Genomic DNA, 20,082 nt, shown 5'->3' with positions numbered 1-20,082 from the left:
CCTGGCTCCGGCAGGAGCCAGGTCGCACGTCCCCCGCGCCCTTGCCGTTCCCCCCTCAGCCGATGACGCCGCTCGGCGCGCGCAGCAGGTCGGCGACGATCCGGACACCCTCGCGGGTCAGCACCGACTCCGGGTGGAACTGGAGACCGGCGAAGCCCGGGCCGCGCAGCGCGTGCACGTCGCCCGTCCGGCTGTCCCGGGCCACCTCGACGCCCGCGCCGGCCAGCCGGTCCGCGTCGCCGTCGGAGCAGCGGGCCGTGAACGTGTTGTAGAAGCCCACGGTGTGCCGCGTACCGAACAGGTCGATGCTCTCCTGGGCGCCCTGGTAGGGGACGGCCTTGCGGCCGAGCGCGAGGCCGAGTTCGGCGGCGAGCAGCTGGTGGCTCAGGCAGACGGCCAGCAGCGGCGCGGTCCGCGTCCCGCTGCGGACGGCCGCCAGCGCCTCGGCGACGATCGGGCGCAGCAGGCCCATCTTCGGGTCGGTGAGGTCCGCCGGGTCGCCCGGGCCGGGGCCGAGCACCAGCGGCCCCCGGTGGGCGGCGACGGTCTCCCGCAGCCCCGGGGTGTCGAAGCGCAGGACGCTCACCCGGTGCCCGAGCGAGGTGAGCAGGTGGGCGAGCATCGAGGTGAAGGTGTCCTCGCCGTCCACCACCAGGGTGTCCAGCTCGGCGGCCGGGGCGGGCTGCTGCATCCGGAGCCAGAACGGCGCGAGATCGGCCCGCCGGGCTTCCAGCGCGGTCTGCACCCGGTGGTCGTCGGCCAGCCGGGGCCCGCCCGTCCGGCCGTCCGCCGCCGTCCGGGCCGGCCGGGCGCCGATCGCGGTGAGCACCCCGGCCGCCTTGGCGTGCGTCTCGGCGACCTCGGACTCCGGATCGGAGTGCCGGACGAGGGTGGCGCCGACCCGGACGACCAGCCGCCCGTCGGCGGGGTCGATGTCGACGGTGCGGATGCAGATCGGCGAGTCGAGCAGCTGCCCGCCGCTGGCCGAGCGGCCGATCAGGGCGAGTGCGCCGGAGTAGTAGCCGCGACCGGTGGGCTCGTACCGCTTGATCACCCGGGTGGCGTTCTGCACCGGGCTGCCGGTGACGGTGGCCGCGAACATGGTCTCCTTGAGCACCTCCCGGACGTCCAGTGAGGTGCGCCCGCGCAGCTCGTACTCGGTGTGCGCGAGGTGGGACATCTCCTTCAGGCGCGGGCCGAGCACCTGGCCGCCGAGGTCGCCGACGGTGCACATCATCTTGAGTTCCTCGTCGACCACCATGGTGAGCTCCTCCAGCTCCTTGGGGTCGTGCAGGAAGTCGAGCAGCGAGTCGATGGTGGCGCCGCCGGCCGGGTAGCGGTACGTCCCGGAGATCGGGTTCATCACCACCGTGCCGCCGCTCTGCCGGACGTGGACCTCGGGCGAGGCGCCGACCAGAATCCTTTCGCCCGTGTGCACCAGGAAGGTCCAGTACGCGCCGCGCTCCTGCTCCAGCAGCCGGCGGAAGAGCGAGAGGGCGAGCTCCGGGGAGAAGTCGTCCAGCTGCGCCCTGAAGTCGCGGCGGATCACGAAGTTCGCGCCCTCGCCGCCCCCGATCTCGTCCCGGATCACCCGGCGCACGATCCCGGCGTACTCGGCGTCGTCGATGTCGAAGGACCCGTCCGAGAGCGAGACGGGCAGCCGGGGCAGTTCCGGCAGCAGCTCGGCGAGCGGGAAGGCGTACTGCTCCTCCACCGAGAGGGCCTGCAGCGGGGTGCCGTCGTCGTGCGCGTCGAATCCGCGTTCGCGGATCTGCCGGTACGGGACGAGGGCGAGCAGGTCGTGGCGCGGTCCGCTGCCGGGGACACCGGAGCGGACGGGCAGGTCGGCGAGCGTCTCGTACGAGCCGGCCGTGCCGACCAGGACCTCGACGGTGTCAGGGGCCAGGCGCGGTGCGCGGCGGTGCAGCAGGGCGAAGGCCGGGGCACCGGGGGCGGTCAGGCGGGCGAGCAGAGCGGCTGTGCTGGTCACGGGATGGCTTCCTTCCGAGAAGTCCGAGAAGTCCGGCGGATGGTGCTACCGGGCCGCTCCCGCGGGGGCGCCTGCCTGCGTTGGATACGCCGACGGCCGCCCCGAGGGGCGGCCGTCGTGTCGTCCAGGGACGCGCGATCAGTGGGCCACCTCGGGGATGGTCCACCACCAGCAGAGGGTGTGGGGCGCGTTCATGGGCATGAGCGTAGCCGATGGGAATTCGAGGTGAAGCAGAACACGGCTTTGTCCAAAGCTTGTCTCATCAATCGGGCGGCGATAACAAAACAGTTGTGGGACCCCGTAGCCTTGATCCCGTGACGCTGACAACTGAGACATCTCGGACAGGCCATTCCTGGCAGTCCCTGCCCGCGGCGCAGCAGCCTGAATGGCCGGATCCTGAGGCGCTGCGCAAGTCCCTTGCGGACCTCGCCTCGTATCCGCCGCTCGTCTTCGCAGGCGAGTGCGACCAGCTGCGTGCCCGGCTCGGTGCCGTCGCGCGCGGCGAGGCCTTCCTGCTCCAGGGCGGTGACTGCGCCGAGGCCTTCGACGGCGTCTCCGCCGAGCAGATCCGCAACAAGCTGAAGACCCTGCTGCAGATGGCGGCCGTACTGACGTACGCCGCCTCCGTGCCGGTGGTCAAGGTCGGCCGGATCGCCGGGCAGTACTCCAAGCCGCGCTCCAAGTCGACCGAGACCCGGGACGGGGTCACCCTCCCGGTCTACCGCGGCGACTCGGTGAACGGTTTCGACTTCACCCCCGAGTCCCGGATCCCGAACCCCGAGCGCCTCAAGCAGATGTACAACGCATCCGCCGCGACGCTCAACCTGGTGCGCGCCTTCACCACCGGTGGTTACGCCGACCTGCGCCAGGTGCACGCCTGGAACCAGGACTTCGTGCGCAACTCGCCCTCCGGGCAGCGGTACGAGAAGCTCGCCCGGGAGATCGACAACGCGCTGGCCTTCATGCAGGCCTGCGGTGTCGCGCCGGAGGAGTTCCGCACGGTCGAGTTCTACAGCTCGCACGAGGCGCTGGTGCTCGACTACGAGACCGCGCTGACCCGGGTGGACTCGCGGACGGGCGACCTCTACGACGTCTCGGGCCACATGGTCTGGATCGGCGAGCGGACCCGCCAGCTGGACGGCGCGCACATCGAGTTCGCGTCCAAGATCCGCAACCCGATCGGTGTGAAGCTCGGCCCGACCACCACGGTCGAGGACGCGCTCACCCTGATCGAGCGGCTCGACCCGGAGCGCGAGCCCGGCCGGCTCACCTTCATCACCCGGATGGGTGCGGGCAAGGTCCGCGACCACCTCCCGGCGCTGGTGGAGAAGGTCACGGCCTCCGGTGCCCAGCCGGTCTGGATCTGCGACCCGATGCACGGCAACACCTTCGAGGCGTCCAGCGGGCACAAGACCCGCAGCTTCGACGATGTGCTCGACGAGGTCAAGGGCTTCTTCGAGGTGCACCGCGCCCTCGGCACCCACCCGGGCGGCATCCACGTGGAGCTGACCGGCGACGACGTCACCGAGTGCGTCGGCGGCGGCGACGAGGTGCTGGTCGACGACCTGCACCAGCGCTACGAGACGGCCTGCGACCCGCGGCTCAACCGCAGCCAGTCGCTCGACCTGGCGTTCCTGGTGGCGGAGATGTACCGCGGTCACTGACCTGATCGCAATGTGACGAAGGCCCCTCCGGTCTCGGGATGTCCGAGGCCGGAGGGGCTTCTTCGTGGCCCGGTCGTTCAGTAAGGTTAGGCTTAGCTACTGAACGAGCCGGACGAGTCCTGGGAGATCCCGCGATGTACGTGTGCATGTGCCATGCGGTCACCGAGGCCCAGGTCAAGCAGCAGATAGCCGACGGCGCCGACACCCCGCGCCGGATCGCCCAGGGCTGCAAGGCCGGTACCGACTGCGGCTCGTGCGTCCGGCGGATCCAGGCCCTGCTGGGTGAGCACGGGGCCCGCCCGTGCCCGACAGCCAGGCTCGCCGCCCGGCTCGGGTCGGCGGAGCCGCAGACCGGCCTCGCTGAGCCGGTCGCCGCCTGATCCTGCGCCGCGCGGGCGCTCAGCTCTCCGGCTGCTCGATCAGCTGGGCGAGGTACAGCGGCTCGCCGAGCTTCTCCAGCAGTTCCAGCTGGGTGTCGAGGTAGTCGATGTGGTGCTCCTCGTCCGCCAGGATCGATTCGAAGATGTTGGCCGAGGTGACGTCGTTCTTGGCCCGCATCACCACGATCCCGCGCCGCAGCCGGTCGATGGCCTCGACCTCGACCTGGCGGTCGGCCTCGAACATCTCCTTGACGGTCTGGCCGATCCGGACGTGGAAGAGCCGCTGGTAGTTGGGCAGGCCGTCCAGGAAGAGGATCCGGTCGGTCAGGATCTCGGCGTGCTTCATCTCGTCGAAGGACTCGTGGCGGGTGTACTTGGCGAGCTTCGTCCAGCCGAAGTTCTCCTGCATCTTGGCGTGCAGGAAGTACTGGTTGATCGCCGTCAGCTCTGCGGTGAGCTGCTCGTTGAGGAACTCGATGACCTCGGTGTCGCCCTTCATGGCGGTGCCTTCCTGACTCTTGCGTCACACGCGTAACCACGGCTGAGCGCATCGTGGCACCCCGAGGGGTGGCAATTCCAGTAAGTCCACACTTAGTGGAACATGTGTCGGAATATCCGATTTGGCGGATTTATGCGTGGTGAAGGGGGTGCGGAACAGGGGCGCGCGCGGCGTGAAGCCCGCTGTCTGTCACCATGGAGCCATGGGTCGGTCCGAACAAGAACAGCTCCCGCCGCCTGACCCGAGGCTCCCCCCGGGCCAGCGCCCGCAACGCGGCTGGCCGGTGCTGCACTACGGTCCGGTACCCCGCTTCAAGCCGCTGACCTGGGACTTCCAGGTCTTCGGGGCGACCGCCTCGGCCGAGAAGCACAGCTGGGACTTCGAAGAGTTCCGCGCCCTGCCGACGGTCACCGTGCGAGGCGACCTCCACTGCGTCACCCGGTTCTCGATGCTCGGCAACGAGTGGAGCGGGGTGGCGGCGGCGACCGTCCTCGACCGGGTGCCGCCCGCCGACAACGTCACCCATGTGATGGTCTGGGCCGAGTACGGCTACAGCTCCAACCTGAGCCTCGCCGACTTCGCCGCCGCCGGTACGGTCTTCGCCACCCACCACAACGACGAACCGCTCACCGTCGAGCACGGCTTCCCCGTCCGGCTGGTGGTTCCGCAGCTGTACGCGTGGAAGGGCCCCAAGTGGGTGCGCGCGGTCGAGTACATGCGGGCCGACCGCCGGGGCTTCTGGGAGGAGCGCGGCTACCACAACCGCGCCGACCCCTGGTCGGAGCAGCGCTACTCGTACCAGGAGGAGCCCGGCGACGGGCCGTTGCGCTGAACCCCCGCCCGGGGGGGTGGGCTAGAACAGTCCGAAGTTGACGGTCACCACGGTGCCCTGCGGGCGCGGCTGGCCGGCCGGCGGGGTCTGGCCGGACACCTTGGCCGTGCCGAACAGGTTGAGCCCGGTGCTCTTCGACTTGAAGCCCGCCTTGCTCAGCGCCTTGGCCGCGTCGTCCTGGCTCAGCCCCACCACGTTCGGCACCGGGACCATGCCCTTGCTGACCACCAGGGACACGGGTGCGTCCACCTTGAGCTGCTGCCCCACGGCGGGGGTGACGCCGACGACCGAACCGGCGGGGACGGTGTCGCTGAACTCCTCCGTCGTCGTGCCCGGGGTCAGCCGGGCGCCGGTCAGCGCCTGCTGGGCCTGGGCGAGCGGCTGCCCGACCACGTCGGGCACGGCGATCCGCTCCGGGCCCTTGGAGAGGGTGACCTTCACCGGGTCGCTCCGGCGCATCCGCTGCCCCACCGCCGGGTCGGTCGCCAGCACCTGGCCGCTCGGCACGGTCTCGCTGAACTGCTGGCCGAACACGCCCTGCAGCCCGGCGCCGTTCAGCGTGCCCACCGCCTGCGCCTGGGACTGCCCCAGCACGCTCGGCACCGTCGCGTAGAGCGCGCCGGACAGGAAGTACGTCGCCCCGCCGACCAGCACCAGCAGGGCGGCGACCACCGACCCCCAGATCAGCGGCCGGCGCGAGCGGCGCGGCCCCCGGGCCCGGACGGGCGCGGGCTCGTCGAACGGCCGGGTGTGCAGCAGCGGCGGCGGGACCTCCAGCACGCTCGTCCGCTCCAGCGGCGCGAGCAGCGAGGTGACCTCACCCGTCGGGTACTGCGGGGTCGGCCGGGCGGAGGCGGGCGGCTCGGCGTCCAACCGGGCCGGGGTGAGCGCGCGCCGGGCCCGCTGGAGGGCCGCGAGCAGCTCGACCGCGTCGTACGGGCGGGCCTGCGGGTCGCGGGCGGTCGCGGTGGCGACTATCGCGTCCAGCTCCGGGCCGACGGCCGGGGCGACCCGCGAGGGCGGCGGCACGTCCACGTTCAGGTGCTGGTAGAGCACCTGCATCGGGCTGTCCCCGGTGTGCGGCTTGCTGCCGGTGAGCATCTCGTACAGCAGGATGCCCGCCGCGTAGACGTCCACCCGCTGGTCGGTCGGGCCGTCCTGGCGGATCTGCTCCGGTGCGAGGTAGGAGGCGGTGCCGAGCACGGTGCCCGCCGAGGTGGTGGTCGTCGCGGTGCCGTCCGCCCCCGAGAGCAGCCGGACCAAACCGAAGTCGGCGACCTTGACCAGGCCGTTGTCGGTGATCAGCACGTTCTCCGGCTTGACGTCCCGGTGCACCAGCCCGGCCCGGTGGGCCGCGCCGAGGGCGGCCAGCACCGGCTCCAGGATGTCCAGCGCGGCCCGGACGCTCAGCGCGCCCCGGTCCTGCAGGACGTCGCGCAGGGTGCGGCCGGGGACGTACTCCATCGCCAGGAAGACGCTCTGCCCGTCGGCGCCCTGGTCGAAGACGTTCACCACGTTGGGGTGGGCGAGCCGGGCGACGGCCTTGGCCTCCCGGATGAAGCGCTCGGTGAACTCGCGGTCCGCAGCGAGCGCCGGGTGCATCACCTTCAGCGCGAGCACCCGGTCCAGGCGGGTGTCGGTGCCGCGGTAGACCGTCGCCATGCCGCCGGTCGCCACGTGCTGCTCCACCCGGTACCGGCCGTCCAGCAGGGTACCGATCAGCGGGTCGCGCAGCGTCATGTCCACCAGGAGAGTCTAGGGGCGGCCGGTCCGGGGCCGCCCGGGCGGCGCGGGGTTGTGACAGCCCTGCGACGTGGGCTCCGCCCGGGCAGGGCCCGCTGGGGGCGGGTCCGGGTCAGAAGGCGGGGCGTTCGCGGTGGTCGAGGTCGGCGCGGCCCGCCATCGCGGAGGAGGCCTCGGCGTGGAAGCGGCGCGGGATGCGGCCGGCCCGGAAGGCGAGCCGGCCGGCCTCGGCGGCGTGCCGCATCGCGTCGGCCATCAGCACCGGGTCCTGGGCGCGGGTGACCGCGGAGGCCAGCATCACGGCCGAGCAGCCGAGCTCCATCGCGAGCGCCACGTCGGAGGCGGTGCCCGCACCGGCGTCCAGGATCACCGGGACGCCGGCGCTCTCCACGATCAGCTGGAAGTTGTGCGGGTTGCGGATGCCGAGCCCCGAGCCGATCGGCGAGCCCAGCGGCATGATCGCCGCGCAGCCGACGTCCTCCAGCTTCCGGGCCAGCACCGGGTCGTCGTTGGTGTACGGGAGGACGGTGAAGCCGTCGTCCACCAGCGTCTCGGCGGCGTCCAGCAGCTCGATCGGGTCGGGTAGCAGGGTCCGCTCGTCCGCGATGACCTCCAGCTTCACCCAGTCGGTGCCGAGCGCCTCGCGGGCCAGCCGGGCCGTCAGCACGGCCTCCCCGGCGGTGTAGCACCCGGCGGTGTTCGGCAGGATCCGGATGCCGTTGCGGGTCAGCACGTCCAGGACGGACCCCTGGGTGGCCGTGTTCACCCGGCGCATCGCGACGGTGGTCAGCTCGGTGCCCGAGACGCGCAGCGCCTGCTCCAGGATCTCCAGGCTCGGCGCGCCGCCGGTGCCCATGATCAGGCGTGAGCCGAAGGTGGTGCCGGCGATGGTCAGCAGGTCGTCCGCCACGGCGCTCAGCCTCCCTGGACGGCGGTGAGGATCTCCACCCGGTCGCCCGCGCGCAGCCCGGTCGCGGACCAGGCGCTGCGCGGCACCACGGCCTCGTTCAGCGCCGCCGCCACGCCGGACGGGGACGGGCTCAGCGTCGCGACCACCTCGGCGAGCGTGGTCTCGGGGGACACCTCGCGGGGCTCGCCGTTGACGGTGAGCGCGATGGCGGTGAGTGAGGTCTCGTTCATGCGGCGGCCTTCGTCGTGAAGCGGCTGGGGGAGAAGGGGGCGGCGAGCGCGGGCACGGTGCCCGTCGCCAGGTGTTCGGCGAGCAGATCCGCCGTCACCGGCGTGAGCAGCACGCCGTTGCGGTAGTGGCCGGTCGCGGCGACCAGCCCGGGCAGTGCGGTCGGTCCGAGCAGCGGGGCGTTGTCCGGGGAGCCCGGCCGCAGCCCGGCGGCGGTCTCGACCAGCGGGAGTTCGGTCAGGCCCGGCACGAGTTCGTGGGCGTCGCGCAGCAGCTCGTACACGCCGCCCGCCGTCACGGTGGTGTCGTACCCCTGCTCCTCGCTGGTGGCCCCGATCACCAACTCGCCGTCGGCGCGCGGCACCAGGTAGACGTGCTGACCGCGCACCACGGCGCGGACGTTGCGGGAGAGGAACGGTGCGTACGGCCGCGGGATCCGCAGCCGCAGGATCTGCCCCTTGACCGGGCGGATCGCGGGCAGCACGCCCTCCGGCAGACCTGGCAGCAGGTGGCTGTACGGTCCGGCGGCGAGCACGACCTGCTCGGCGGCCACCTGCTCGCCGTCGTCCAGCCGGACCCCGCTCGCCCGCCCGCCGGTGACGAGCAGTTCGGCGGCCGAGGCCCGGTGCAGCCGCACCCCGGCGCGGGAGCAGGCCTCGACCAGGGCGGCGGCCAGGCGGCGCCCGTCCACCTGGTGATCGTCCGTCACGTGCAGCCCGCCGCGCACGCCCGGCGCGAGCATCGGCTCCAGCTTCCGGCACTCCCGGCCGGTCAGCCAGTGCGAGGTCAGGCCGAGCCGCTGGTGGAAGCCGTGCAGCTCGCGGAGCTCCTCCCGGTCGTCGGCGTCCAGCGCGACGGCGAGCGTGCCCGTCCGCCGGTAGCCGGTGTCCAGTCCGGTCGCCTCGCTCAGCTCGGCGGTGAAGGCCGCGTACCGCTCGTTCGAGGCCATCCCGAGCCGCAGCAGCGGCTCCTCGCCGTACTGGAGCTCGGTCACCGGTGCCAGCATCCCCGCCGCGACCTGGGCGGCGCCGCCGCCGGGGGCCGGGTCGACCACCGTGACGTCCAGCCCGCGCTGCGCGGTGCGCCAGGCGACGCCGAGGCCGATGATGCCGCCGCCGACCACCAGGACGTCGGGTGTCTTCGTGCGTGCCACAGTCAGGATTCTCCCTTCGCCGGAATGACCCGGATCAGGTTCGGACGGTCGCAGGCCGTGTCAGCCCGCCTCTCAGCCCGGTACGCCGGGCTCCCGTGATGAGGGTGCCCCCCACCATAACGCCGGGTGTCCGTTCCACCGAAGACACGTACGAAGGGTGGACGCCCCTGGATAGGGTGTCGGGCGTGGCTGAGCTGACGGGTACGGAACGGGTGGTAGTGGTCGGGGCCGGCATGGCGGGCGCGCAGTGCGTGCTCGCGCTCCGGCAGGGCGGTTGGCAGGGGCGGATCGCCCTGGTCGGCGAGGAGCCGCACCTCCCGTACGACCGGCCGCCGCTCTCCAAGGACGTGCTGCTCGGCAAGCGGGACTCGACCGCCCTCGACATCGACTGGGACCACTACGGCGTCGAGCTGCTCCCCGGCCGCCGCGCCACCGGCGTCGAGCCCGGCGTGCTGCACACCGACGCGGGCGAACTCCCGTACGGCGGGCTGGTGATCGCCACCGGCGCGGCCGCCGTCCCGCTGCCGGGGGTACTGGGCACCCACGTGTTGCGGACGGTCGACGACGCGCTCGCGCTGCGGGCCCGGCTGGTGCCCGGCGCCCGGATCGCCCTGGTCGGCGCGGGCTGGATCGGCGCCGAGACGGCGACGGTGGCCCGGCAGCTGGGCTGCGAGGTGACGGTGATCGAGGCCGGCCCCGGGCCGCTGGCGGGCGCGCTGCCCGCCGAGATCGGCCTGCTGATGGCCGACTGGTACGCGCAGGCCGGGGCCGAGCTGCGCTGCGGGGTCGCGGTGGCGGCCGTCGAGCCGGACGCCGTGCTGCTCGCCGACGGCTCCCGGGTACCCGCCGACGAGGTGGTGGTCGGCATCGGCGCCCGCCCCGCCACCCGTTGGCTGGCCGGCAGCGCCGTCCCGCTCGACGCGGCCGGCGCGGTGCTCGTCGACGACCGGCTGCGCACCGGCGCCCCGGGCGTCTGGGCCGTCGGCGACTGCGTCTCCTACCCCTCGGCCCGCTCGGGCCTGCGGCTCACCGTCCAGCACTGGGACCACGCGCTGCAGTCCGGCCGGGCGGCGGCCGCCTCGATCCTCGGCGCGGGGGAGCCGTACGACCCGGTGCCGTACTTCTGGTCGGAGCAGTTCGGGCGGATGGTCCAGTACGCCGGCCGGCACGCCGGTGCGGACGAGGTGGTCCGGCGCGGGTCGGCCGCCGAGCCGTCCTGGTCGGTCCTCTGGCTGCGCGAGGGCCGACTGGTCGGGATGCTGACGGTGGACCGTCCGCGCGACCTCAACCAGGGCCGCAAGCTGATCGCCGCCGGTGCGGCGCTGGACCGTGCGCTCGCGGCCGATCCCGACGTGCAGCTCAAGGCAGCGGTCGCCTAGGTCCCGTCCGCCGGGGCCCACGGTGGAGCCGTTTAGCGCCGAGGTGCCGGGAGGTGGCAGTCTGGTGCCTGTGAGCGAGATCGAGTCGAAGATTGAATCCCTTGTCCCGGCATGGTTGTACCTGCCCGACATCTCCGAGCAGTGGGGTGTCCCCGTCACCGAGGTCCGCGACATGGTGAAGTCCGGGCAGCTGATCGCTGTCCGACGCGGCCCCAACAAGTCCCTCCAGGTCCCGGCCCCCTTCATCGACGGCCCCGGCCTGGTCAAGCACCTCTCCGGCACCATGACGCTGCTGCGCGACGCCAAGATGACCGACGAGGAAATCCTGGAGTGGCTCTTCACCGAGGACCCGACGCTGCCCGGCAGCCCGATCCAGGCCCTGGTCGAGAACCGCGGCACCGAGGTGAAGCGCCGGGCCCAGGCGGAGCTGCTCTGATGACGGACGCGCGGACCGCACTGGCCGACGCCCGGCTCTACCTGTGCACCGACGCCCGGCGCGAGCAGGGCGACCTGCCCGAGTTCCTGGACGCGGTGCTGGCCGGCGGCGTGGACATCGTCCAGCTCCGCGACAAGGGCCTGGAGGCCCGGCAGGAGCTGGAGTACCTGGAGGTCTTCGCCGACGCCGCCCGCCGGCACGGCAAGCTCTTCTCGGTCAACGACCGCGCGGACGTCGCCCACGCGGCCCGCCCCCAGGTGCTGCACCTGGGCCAGGACGACCTGCCCGTCCCGGCGGCCCGCGCGATCCTCGGCGAGGGCGTCGTGATCGGCCGCTCCTGCCACGCCGAGTCGGAGGTCGACGCGGCGGTCGCCGAGCCCGGCGTGGACTACTTCTGCACCGGCCCGGTCTGGCCCACCCCGACCAAGCCCGGCCGCCACGCCCCCGGACTCGGGTTGGTCTCGTACGCGGCGCAGCAGACCACGGACCGCCCGTGGTTCGCGATCGGCGGCATCGACCTCACCAACCTGGACGAGGTCCTCGCAGCCGGCGCCCGCAGGGTCGTCGTCGTCCGGGCCGTCACCGCGGCAGCCGATCCCGGCGCGGCGGCGGCGGAACTGGCCCGTCGCCTCCGCGAAGCGGCCTAGCGGCCCGCGGAAACCGTCGAGCTCACGGTAACCACCGCGGCGGCGCAGCGGAACCGTACGCACTTGGGCAACCACAACAGGGGCGCGGGGAACTGCGCGCGCAACCGTGCACCTACGTCGTGCCCTGGTCGCGCAGTTCCCCGCGCCCCTTGGGGGAACCCTGTCCTGAACGGTGAGCCAGCGCCCTGAGGGCCCGCGTCTCAGTATTTGCGGACGGTTGCCGCCTCGGCGAGGGCGAGGAGGACGGTGCGGGCCTGCGGGTCCGCCAGGGGGGCCGCCTCCAGCGCGGCCAGCGCATCCCGCATCAGTTCGTCGATCCGCTGCTCGACCAGGTCCGCCGCGCCGCTGCGTTCGACCAGCGTCCGCAGGACGGGGATCTCCTCGGCCGTCAGGTCGGCCGCGCCGAGGCGTTCGTCCAGGTGGCGGGCGTCGGCGCGGCTCAGGCCGCGCATCGCGTGGGCGACCAGCAGGGTCCGCTTGCCCTCGCGCAGGTCGTCCCCGGCGGGCTTGCCCGTGACGGCCGGGTCGCCGAAGACCCCCAGCAGGTCGTCGCGGAGCTGGAACGCCTCGCCCAGCGGCAGCCCGAACGCGGAGTACGCCGCGACCAGCTCGGGGTCGGCCCCGGCCAGCAGGGCGCCGACCTGGAGCGGGCGTTCGATGGTGTACTTCGCCGACTTGTAGTGCAGCACCGTTCGGGCCCGCTGCAGCGCCCCTTCGTCGGCGGAGTCCCCGGCGACCGGCTCCAGGACGTCCAGGTACTGGCCGACCATCACCTCCGTCCGCATCAGGTCGAAGGCGGGCTTCGCCGCCAGCACCCGCGCGGAGGGCAGGCCCGAGCGGATGAAGAGCTCGTCGCACCAGATCAGCAGCAGGTCGCCGAGCAGGACGGCCGCCGAGGCGCCGTACTGCTCGCGGTCGCCGCGCCAGCCGCTGTCGCGGTGCAGCGCCTCGAACCGGCGGTGCACCGAGGGCAGGCCGCGCCGGGTGTCGCTGCGGTCCATCAGGTCGTCGTGGACGAGCGCGCTCGCCTGGAGCAGCTCCAGCGCCGCCGCCGCGTGCGTGATGCCCTCGCTGTCGGCGCTGCCGCCGGCTCCGCGCCAGCCCCAGTAGCAGAAGGCCGGGCGCAGCCGCTTGCCACCGTCGAGCAGGAACTCGCGCAGTGCGTCGGCCGCGGGGACCAGCTGCGGCGAGATCTTGGCGAGCAGTACGGACTGCCCGTCCATGAACTCGGCGAGGGCCGCGTTGACGCGCTCGCGGACGGCCTCCACGTCTATGGGGCCGGCCGGCCGACCGTTGGGCGTGGGCACGATGGGACTCCGGTTCGCTGGGGTGGAAATGCCAGCGTAACGGGACGGTCGTCAGTGCCTCTACCAAGCACCTGTGCCCGGGGATTAGCCCGAACGGGCCGGGCCGTCTCATTGGGTGGACCTCGACTGCCACCGGATTCGCGGATCCGGCTAACCTGCCAGCATGGCACTCGGGATCCCCTCCACCAGAACCGACCACGCGCAGACCGTGCGAGAGCTGCTGGCGGCCGGGGACCGCTCGTTCTCCTTCGAGTTCATGCCCCCGCGCACCGAGGTCGGCGAGACCAGACTCTGGGACGCGATCCGCCGGGTGGAGTCGCTCGACCCCAACTTCGTCTGCATGACGTACGGCGCCGGCGGCTCCTCGCGCGGCCGTACCGTCGACCTGGTCGGCCGGATCGCCACCGAGACCACGCTCACACCCGTCGCGCACCTCACCGCCGTCGACCACTCGATCGCCGAGCTGCGCAACATCATCGGCCAGTACGCGGACCAGGGCGTGCGCAACGTCCTCGCCGTCCGGGGGGACCCGCCCGGTGACCCGCGCGGCGAGTGGGTCCGCCACCCGCAGGGTGTGACGTACGCGTACGAGCTGGTCGAGCTGATCCGCGGCATCGGGGACTTCTGCGTCGGCGTGGCCGCCTTCCCGCAGATGCACCCGCGCTCGGACAGCTGGGACGAGGACATCCGGCACTTCGTCGCCAAGTGCCGGGCGGGCGCGGACTACGCGATCACCCAGATGTTCTTCGAGGTCGAGGACTACCTCCGGCTGCGCGACCGGGTCGCGGCGGCCGGCTGCGAGGTCCCGATCATCCCGGAGATCATGCCGGTCACCAACGCCAAGCAGCTGGAACGCTTCCCGCAGCTCAGCGGCTCGCCCTTCCCCGCCGAGCTGGAGCGGCGCCTGCGCGCGGTCGCCGAGGACTCCGAGGCGCTGCGCGCGGTGGGCATCGAGCACGCCACCGCGATGTCCGAGCGGCTGCTCGCCGAGGGTGCTCCCGGCCTGCACTTCATCACCCTCAACCACTCCACCGCGACGCTGGAGATCTACCAGAACCTGGGCCTGCACCAGCGCTGACCGTTACCCGCGAAGATGTGAGTCCCGGGGCACCGAGCCTGTACAGTCGCCGCACACGCGCGGGTACGTGACTGGAGGCATCATGGGCATCGGGTACCTGCTGCTGTATGCCGCACTGGCGGTGGTCGCGCTCTGGCTGACCGCCGAGCTGCTCCTCCAGCACCGCGCGCCGCTGCACTGGCGGGCCCTGGCGCTGGCCGGGTTCCTCTGCGTGGTCGCCGGGATGGCGGTCAACTCGGTGCCGGTGATCGGGGCGGGCGCCGCCGCGTTCGCCACCGGACAGGTCTTCGTCACCCTCGCCGTCAAGAAGGGCCGGGCCGGCCACTGGTCGCTGCGCGGCCCGGACGGCAGCCTCCCCGGCCCGCTCGCCCGGGTGCCGCTGCTCGCGGCCGCCACGGGCGGGGCGGCGGTGGCCGCCGAGGCGGCGGTCGAGCCGGTCGGTGAGGTCGGCCCGGTGGAGCCCGAGGAGGCGCCCGTCCCGTTCGAGTTCGACCGGATGCAGGAGCTCGCGCCCGAGGACGGCGTCTACACCGAGGACCCCGCCCCCGCCTACTACGAGCAGCAGCACCAGCAGCAGCCCGAGCAGTACTACCAGCCCGGTTACCAGCAGCCCCAGTACCAGGAGCAGTACGCCGACCAGCAGCAGTGGCAGCAGCCGCAGCAGCAGCCGGTCTACGGCTACGACCAGTCGTACGGCACGCAGCAGCCCCAGTACCAGGACCCGTACGGGCAGCCGCAGCAGCAGCCCGAGTACCAGGACCCGTACGGCCGGCAGCAGTACCAGGATCCCTACGGGCAGCACGTGGTGGCCGAGCAGCCCGCCTACGGCTACCAGCCCTGGGGCCAGCAGCAGCACTGAGCCGCGCGGTCAGCAATCGCGGTCAGGAGTCGTAGGCCTCGACCTGCGCGGCGGGGCGGAGCCTGGCCTCGTCGGGGTTGTCGCCGAACTCGGAGCGGGCCCGGCGCTGGCGCAGCAGGTCCCAGGACTGGTCGATCCTGACCTCCAGGGCCGCCAGGTCCTTCTGGGCCTGGTCGGCCTCCGCCTGGCCGGAGGCGAGCCGGTCCCGCAGGGTCCGCTCGGCTTCGACCATGGTGTTGATCTCCGCCAGGATGTCGGCGTCGGTGCTCTGCCGGCTGCGTTGCTGGAATTCGGACATGCCGTCCTCCCGTGCGGTGGGTGAAGCTACCGCTCACCGCTCATCCTCGGCCTCGCGCAGGCCCCGCGCATGCGGGAGGGGTCAGGCCGGTCCGATCCCGGTGGCGGTGATGGAGGCCGACATGCCCGCGCGGGCCAGGCCGCCGCCCGGGTGGACGGTGGCGCCGATCAGGTGCAGGCCGGGCAGCGGGGAGCGGCCGGGCGGGGCGAGGAACCGGCCGCCGGCTCCGGCGAGGGACGGGGGCGTGTGCGGGCCGAGGACGTCCGGGGTCAGCAGCTCGCGCCAGGCGATCCGCTCCCGCAGGTCGAGGCCGGCACCGGCCAGGTGGTCCAGCAGGTGGTCGGCGTAGGCGTCGAAGTCCGGTGCCAGTTCCGCGAGTTCGTCCCAGGTCGGGACGGTGACGGTGAGGGTGACCGCCTCGTGCCCGGAGTCCGGGACGAGGGACGGGTCGTCGGGGCGGTGGATCTGGACGGTCGGGTGCCGGGGCAGATCGGGGTGGTCGGTGAGCGCGTCGAGCTCGCGGGCGTTGTCGTGGGCGTGCACCACCGTGCGCACCGGCGTCCCGGCCGGGCGGGTGCCGCGCAGGGCCAGCAGGACACTGAACCGGCCCCAGGCCGGTTCGCGCGCGGCGGCGGCGTGACCCGCGAGCCCCGCGAGGTCCTGCGTGCAGGAGAGCACCAGGTCGGCCGGCAGGCGCTCACCGCCCGCGACGACCCCGCAGGCCCGGCCGCCCTCGGTCAGCACCTCGGTGACGGGGGTGTCGAAGCGGAACTCCACCCCGCGCTGCCCGCACCGCCGGTGGACCGCGTCGGCCAGTGCCCGCATGCCGCCCTGGACGTACCAGACGCCGAAGGACTGCTCCATGTACGGCAGCACCGTCGCCCCCGCCGGGGCCTCGCGCGGGTCGAGGCCGAAGCGCAGCGCGTGCTCCTGGAGCAGGGCGGTCAGCCCCGGGTGCCCGCCGAGCTCGCGTTCGGCCACGTCGGCCAGCGTGCGGGTGCGCCGGGACAGCCTGGCCAGGCCCCGGCGCGGCGGAGCCGGGTACGGGTCCCGGAACAGCGGCTCGGGATCCTCCGGGAGCGGCTCCTCCAGGAGCGGGCGCCGGGTGGCCTCCCAGACCGCGCGGGCCCGGTTGGTCACCTCGCCCCAGCGCTCGCCCGACCCCGCACCGAAAGCGGCGTCCAGCGCCTGCCCGACCCCGCCCCGGGAGGCGTTGGGCAGCACCAGGTCCGTCCCGTCCGGGAACAGGTGCCGGCTCTCCGGCTCGACCGGGCCGAGCCCGACCAGCTCCTCCAGCGGCTCCCGGCCGGTCTTGAGCGCCAGGTCGCGGTAGACGGCGGGCAGCGTGAGCAGGGTCGGCCCGGTGTCGAACGCGAAGCCGTCCCGCTCGTACCGGCCGACCTGTCCGCCGTACGTGCCGCTCGCTTCGCAGACCGTCACCCGGTGCCCGAGGGTGGCCAGCCGCGAGGCGGCGGCCAGGCCGCTCATTCCCGCTCCGATGATCACGATCTGCGCCATTCGACAGATCTTAGGCGCAGCTCGGTTCCCCTCCGGGTCGCAGCCTGCGTTCACGGCCCGGCCGGGCACCTCCTCCCAGGTGCCCCCACGCGACCCTGCTGGGGTTGCTCGGGCGGGTGCGGTTCCGCTGCGCGGCCAGGGGTGTAGCTGACCGTTCAGGACGGGGCTCCCCCAGGGGCGCGGGGAACTGCGCGGCCAGGCTCCACGGTGGTGCACGGTTGCGCGCGCAGTTCCCCGCGACCCTGCTGGGGTTGCCCGGGTGCGTCAAGCCGGCTGCAAGCGCCTTGCGGCCCGGCGGCTGCGGCGGTTGCGGAGGAAACGCCGGATCCGGGTGACGGCGAACCAGACCAGGACCAGGCCGACGACCAGGAGTGTCGAGGCGATCGACGCGGCGGCCCAGGGGTGGAAGATCGCCAGCGTCACCAGGGCGGCCACCGAGAGGTCCTCGGCGATGCTGAGCAGGATGTTCGAGGCGGGTTCGGGGGAGGTGTTGACCGCCATCCGCAAGGAGGCCTTGATGCAGTGGCTGACCAGTGCCGTCGTACCGCCCAGCGCTCCGGCGGCGACCTGGCCGAGCGAGCCGGGGTGCTGGCCCGCCAGCAGTGCGGCCACCGTCGCGCCCGCGATCGGGCGGATCACGGTGTGCACGGCGTCCCAGACGGTGTCCACGTACGGGATCTTGTCGGCGACCGCCTCGCACAGGAACAGCACGGCCGCGACGATCAGCACGTCGGTACGCTCCAGCGCGGGCGGCACCGCGTGGGCCCCGTCGAAGCGGCCGAGCAGACCGAGCAGCAGCACCACGGCGTAGGCGTTGACGCCGCTCGCCCAGCCACTGGTGAAGATCAACGGGACGATACCCACGGACGAGCTCCCCTCCGAACCTGCCGCCCGAACCCCGGACGGTCGGGCCACACCGTACCCGGGGCGCCACCCGGCGGCGCAGGCTGTCCGGGGGTGGCCGGTGTGACTGATGTGACCGGTGTGACGGAACAGGGCACGGATCGTCAACGGATTGTCAGTGGCGCGGTTCACGATGGAGGAGTACGGGTCACCAGGCCCGTCCTGCCCGCTTCGGACCGGGGGATTCCATGACCATCAGTCACCCTGAGACCGTCAGCCGCCGCCCAGCCGTGCCCGCACCCACCCCCACCCCCGCACTCGTGCCGGCACCCGTGCCCGCACCCGCACCCGGCCGGGGTGCCGACGTCCACCCGGTCCTGCTCCGGGCCTCCGCGCCGCCCGCCGCCCTCGACCTGCTGCGGCACGCCCACACCACGCTCATCCAGGCCCGCCAGTACGACGACCCGCTCCAGCGGTACGCCACCGCCCACCTGGCCGCACTGCGCACCACGGCCGCGGTGCTGGCCGTCCGGGGGCGTCCGGAGAAGAACCCGCGCCGTCGGCACGCGATCCGCAGCGCCTGGGACCTGCTGCCCGAGGTGGCCCCCGAACTCTCCGAGTGGGCCGTCTACTTCGCGGCGGGCGCGCGCCGCCGGGCGGCCGCCGAAGCGGGCATCCGCAGCGCCGCGAGCACGCGGGACGCCGACGACCTGATCCGCAACACCGCGCTCTACCTGCGCATCGTCCAGCGCCTGCTCGGCCTCCACCCCCAGCCGCCGGCCCAGCCGTTACCCCTGGACACCGCTCAACAGGATGCACGCGCGGTCTAAGGTGTGGGGAGATTGTTCAGCGAACCCCTGTGCCGAGGAGCTCCCGCCTTGTACCCGACACGTCCCCGCAGTGCCCTGCGTACCGCCGTGGTGTGGGAGGTGGTACGGACGGCCCTGGAGAAGCGGGCCGTCGAGTTGGACCAGCCGGTGCTGGACGTGCTGGACACGGGCGGCGGCACCGGTAACTTCGCGGTGCCGGTGGCCCGGCTCGGCCACCGGGTGACGGTGGTCGACCCGAGCCCCGACGCGCTGTTCGCGCTGGAGCGCCGGGCCGCCGAGGCCGGTGTCACCGACCTGGTGCGCGCCGTCCAGGGCGACACCCAGACCCTGCCGGACGTGGTCCGGCCGGCCACTGTGGACGCCGTGCTCTGCCACGGGGTGCTGGAGATGGTCGACGACCCGGCGGAGGCGCTCGCCAGCCTCACCGGGACGCTGCGCCAGGGCGGTCTGCTCAGCCTGCTCGCCGCCAACCGCAACGGCGCCGTGCTGGCCCGCGCGCTGGCCGGCCACTTCAACGAGGCCCGCGCCGTCCTGGACGCCCCCGACGGGCGCTGGGGCGGCAACGACCCGATGCCCCGGCGCTTCACCGCCGAGGAGCTCGACGGCCTGGCCCGGGCGGCCGGCCTGCGGGTCGAGTCGGTCCACGGCGTCCGGGTCTTCGCCGACCTCGTCCCGGGTGTCCTGGTGGACACCGAGCCCGGCGCGATGGAGGCGCTGCTCAAGCTGGAGCAGGCCGCCGCCGAGCAGCCGGCCTTCCACGCCGTGGCCACCCAGCTGCACCTGCTCGGCTCGCTCGGCTGACCGGCGGAGCCCCCGCTCCGGAAGATTCCACCCACCCGGGCACTTGTACCGGTCCTGCGGCGTTGGGAACCGTGCGGGACACCGCGCGGACGTGGCCCGGGCCACGTGAGCTCGACCACCCCCAACCGCGCCGGAGGACCGTATGATCTGGGTAAAGCCGGAAAGCATGACAGCCAGACGCATGGGGCATATGGACCACACAGGACCGGGCCAGGGGTGGCGGACCGGTCGCCCCGCGACCGACGAGTAGGAGGATTCCGTGCCGCTCTCGGAGCACGAGCAGCGACTGCTCGAGCAGATGGAGCGAGCGCTGTACGCCGAAGATCCCAAGTTCGCGTCAGCGCTTGAGGGAACCGGGCTGCGCACCTACACCCGTCGGAGGGTCTACCAGGCCGCCGCAGGGTTCGTGGTGGGTATTGCTCTCCTGATGGGGGGCATGGTCGCTCAGCAGATCTGGGTGAGTGTCGTCGGGTTCCTGGTGATGCTGGGCTGCGCGGTCCTCGCCGTCACCGGCTGGAGGCGCGGCCCGGTCGGGCATGGAGCGGGTCCCAAGGTGACTCCGCCTCCGCGCCGCAAGGCCGGTGTGATGGATCGCATGGAGCAACGCTGGCAGCGGCGTCGCGACGAGCAGGACGGTATCTGACCGGGCGACCGGCGCGGAATCCACTGCGACATCACGCTCACGAC

General features: G+C 73.1%; 21 protein-coding genes and 1 riboswitch. Of the genes, 11 read left to right on the top strand and 10 right to left on the bottom strand.

The genetic code is table 11. From position 1 onward, the window contains the following. Window positions 1-55: 55 nt before the first annotated feature. On the bottom strand, window positions 56-1,990 hold the full coding sequence (locus ABD330_RS25855; protein WP_344468393.1) for an anthranilate synthase family protein: 1,935 nt from the start codon (window positions 1,988-1,990) through the stop codon (window positions 56-58). Between the two features lie 314 nt (window positions 1,991-2,304). Between ABD330_RS25855 and ABD330_RS25850 the strand changes: the two genes are divergently transcribed. Further along, window positions 2,305-3,654, top strand: coding sequence for a class II 3-deoxy-7-phosphoheptulonate synthase (locus ABD330_RS25850; protein WP_344468392.1), 1,350 nt, complete (start codon window positions 2,305-2,307; stop codon window positions 3,652-3,654). Window positions 3,655-3,788: 134 nt separating this feature from the next. Beyond that, window positions 3,789-4,034: a (2Fe-2S)-binding protein gene (locus ABD330_RS25845; RefSeq protein WP_344468391.1), complete on the top strand. Its 246-nt coding sequence runs from the start codon at window positions 3,789-3,791 to the stop codon at window positions 4,032-4,034. A 19-nt stretch (window positions 4,035-4,053) separates the two neighbouring features. Here the strand turns inward: ABD330_RS25845 and bfr are convergent, their stop codons facing one another. Continuing rightward, window positions 4,054-4,533, bottom strand: a complete 480-nt coding sequence (gene bfr, locus ABD330_RS25840; RefSeq protein ID WP_344468390.1) for a bacterioferritin — start codon at window positions 4,531-4,533, stop codon at window positions 4,054-4,056. Window positions 4,534-4,735: 202 nt separating this feature from the next. Between bfr and ABD330_RS25835 the strand changes: the two genes are divergently transcribed. Beyond that, window positions 4,736-5,365, top strand: coding sequence for a molybdopterin-dependent oxidoreductase (locus ABD330_RS25835; RefSeq protein ID WP_344468389.1), 630 nt, complete (start codon window positions 4,736-4,738; stop codon window positions 5,363-5,365). 21 nt (window positions 5,366-5,386) lie between these two features. On the opposite strand, the gene pknB is transcribed toward ABD330_RS25835, so the two are convergent. The 4 genes from pknB to thiO form a co-directional block, all read right to left on the bottom strand. Then, window positions 5,387-7,105, bottom strand: a complete 1,719-nt coding sequence (pknB, locus tag ABD330_RS25830) for a Stk1 family PASTA domain-containing Ser/Thr kinase (protein WP_344468399.1) — start codon at window positions 7,103-7,105, stop codon at window positions 5,387-5,389. A gap of 115 nt (window positions 7,106-7,220) precedes the next feature. Then, on the bottom strand, window positions 7,221-8,018 hold the full coding sequence (locus ABD330_RS25825; protein ID WP_344468388.1) for a thiazole synthase: 798 nt from the start codon (window positions 8,016-8,018) through the stop codon (window positions 7,221-7,223). 5 nt (window positions 8,019-8,023) lie between these two features. Next, the gene (gene thiS / locus ABD330_RS25820; protein WP_344468398.1) at window positions 8,024-8,224 is read right to left on the bottom strand and encodes a sulfur carrier protein ThiS; all 201 of its coding nucleotides are present in this window, start codon (window positions 8,222-8,224) and stop codon (window positions 8,024-8,026) included. 20 nt (window positions 8,225-8,244) lie between these two features. Next, complete coding sequence (gene thiO, locus ABD330_RS25815; protein WP_344468387.1) at window positions 8,245-9,399, bottom strand: glycine oxidase ThiO; 1,155 nt, start codon at window positions 9,397-9,399, stop codon at window positions 8,245-8,247. Beyond that, window positions 9,394-9,506, bottom strand: a riboswitch (TPP riboswitch). Its footprint overlaps the gene before it by 6 nt. A 69-nt stretch (window positions 9,507-9,575) precedes the next feature. Between thiO and ABD330_RS25810 the strand changes: the two genes are divergently transcribed. The 3 genes from ABD330_RS25810 (at window position 9,576) to thiE (ending at window position 11,861) form a co-directional block, all read left to right on the top strand. Further along, window positions 9,576-10,778, top strand: a complete 1,203-nt coding sequence (locus ABD330_RS25810; protein ID WP_344468386.1) for an NAD(P)/FAD-dependent oxidoreductase — start codon at window positions 9,576-9,578, stop codon at window positions 10,776-10,778. Between the two features lie 70 nt (window positions 10,779-10,848). Beyond that, window positions 10,849-11,214: an Rv2175c family DNA-binding protein gene (locus ABD330_RS25805; RefSeq protein ID WP_344468385.1), complete on the top strand. Its 366-nt coding sequence runs from the start codon at window positions 10,849-10,851 to the stop codon at window positions 11,212-11,214. Then, on the top strand, window positions 11,214-11,861 hold the full coding sequence (gene thiE / locus ABD330_RS25800; RefSeq protein WP_344468384.1) for a thiamine phosphate synthase: 648 nt from the start codon (window positions 11,214-11,216) through the stop codon (window positions 11,859-11,861). Before ABD330_RS25805 ends, thiE begins: the two co-directional genes overlap by 1 nt. Before the next feature lie 200 nt (window positions 11,862-12,061). Here the strand turns inward: thiE and ABD330_RS25795 are convergent, their stop codons facing one another. Next, the gene (locus ABD330_RS25795; RefSeq protein ID WP_344468383.1) at window positions 12,062-13,168 is read right to left on the bottom strand and encodes a polyprenyl synthetase family protein; all 1,107 of its coding nucleotides are present in this window, start codon (window positions 13,166-13,168) and stop codon (window positions 12,062-12,064) included. Between the two features lie 163 nt (window positions 13,169-13,331). Here ABD330_RS25795 and metF point away from each other — a divergent pair, with 163 nt between their 5' ends. Together metF and ABD330_RS25785 are read left to right on the top strand one after the other, a co-directional pair. After that, window positions 13,332-14,246, top strand: a complete 915-nt coding sequence (metF, locus tag ABD330_RS25790) for a methylenetetrahydrofolate reductase [NAD(P)H] (protein WP_344468382.1) — start codon at window positions 13,332-13,334, stop codon at window positions 14,244-14,246. A gap of 82 nt (window positions 14,247-14,328) precedes the next feature. Next, window positions 14,329-15,105 (top strand): hypothetical protein, encoded by a 777-nt coding sequence (locus ABD330_RS25785; RefSeq protein WP_344468381.1) that lies wholly within the window; start codon window positions 14,329-14,331, stop codon window positions 15,103-15,105. 22 nt (window positions 15,106-15,127) lie between these two features. On the opposite strand, the gene ABD330_RS25780 is transcribed toward ABD330_RS25785, so the two are convergent. The 3 genes from ABD330_RS25780 to ABD330_RS25770 form a co-directional block, all read right to left on the bottom strand. After that, a complete protein-coding gene (locus tag ABD330_RS25780; RefSeq protein WP_344468380.1) occupies window positions 15,128-15,403 on the bottom strand; it encodes a DUF2630 family protein in 276 nt (91 codons plus the stop codon). An 81-nt stretch (window positions 15,404-15,484) separates the two neighbouring features. Continuing rightward, window positions 15,485-16,921, bottom strand: a complete 1,437-nt coding sequence (locus tag ABD330_RS25775; RefSeq protein ID WP_344468379.1) for a phytoene desaturase family protein — start codon at window positions 16,919-16,921, stop codon at window positions 15,485-15,487. A gap of 264 nt (window positions 16,922-17,185) precedes the next feature. Beyond that, window positions 17,186-17,785: a DUF4126 domain-containing protein gene (locus tag ABD330_RS25770; protein ID WP_344468378.1), complete on the bottom strand. Its 600-nt coding sequence runs from the start codon at window positions 17,783-17,785 to the stop codon at window positions 17,186-17,188. Between the two features lie 227 nt (window positions 17,786-18,012). Here ABD330_RS25770 and ABD330_RS25765 point away from each other — a divergent pair, with 227 nt between their 5' ends. The 3 genes from ABD330_RS25765 to ABD330_RS25755 all read left to right on the top strand — a co-directional run bounded on the left by ABD330_RS25765 (window position 18,013) and on the right by ABD330_RS25755 (window position 20,038). After that, the gene (locus ABD330_RS25765) at window positions 18,013-18,594 is read left to right on the top strand and encodes an SAV_6107 family HEPN domain-containing protein (protein WP_344468377.1); all 582 of its coding nucleotides are present in this window, start codon (window positions 18,013-18,015) and stop codon (window positions 18,592-18,594) included. 48 nt (window positions 18,595-18,642) lie between these two features. After that, entirely contained in the window at window positions 18,643-19,395 is a 753-nt protein-coding gene (locus ABD330_RS25760) for a methyltransferase domain-containing protein (protein ID WP_344468376.1), read from the top strand. A gap of 259 nt (window positions 19,396-19,654) precedes the next feature. Then, on the top strand, window positions 19,655-20,038 hold the full coding sequence (locus ABD330_RS25755) for a DUF3040 domain-containing protein (RefSeq protein WP_344468375.1): 384 nt from the start codon (window positions 19,655-19,657) through the stop codon (window positions 20,036-20,038). The last annotated feature ends 44 nt before the right edge of the window (window positions 20,039-20,082 follow it).

This window comes from Kitasatospora kazusensis, from assembly GCF_039529945.1.
Lineage (GTDB): Bacteria > Actinomycetota > Actinomycetes > Streptomycetales > Streptomycetaceae > Kitasatospora > Kitasatospora kazusensis.
This window is presented reverse-complemented; position numbering and strand designations above follow the sequence as displayed.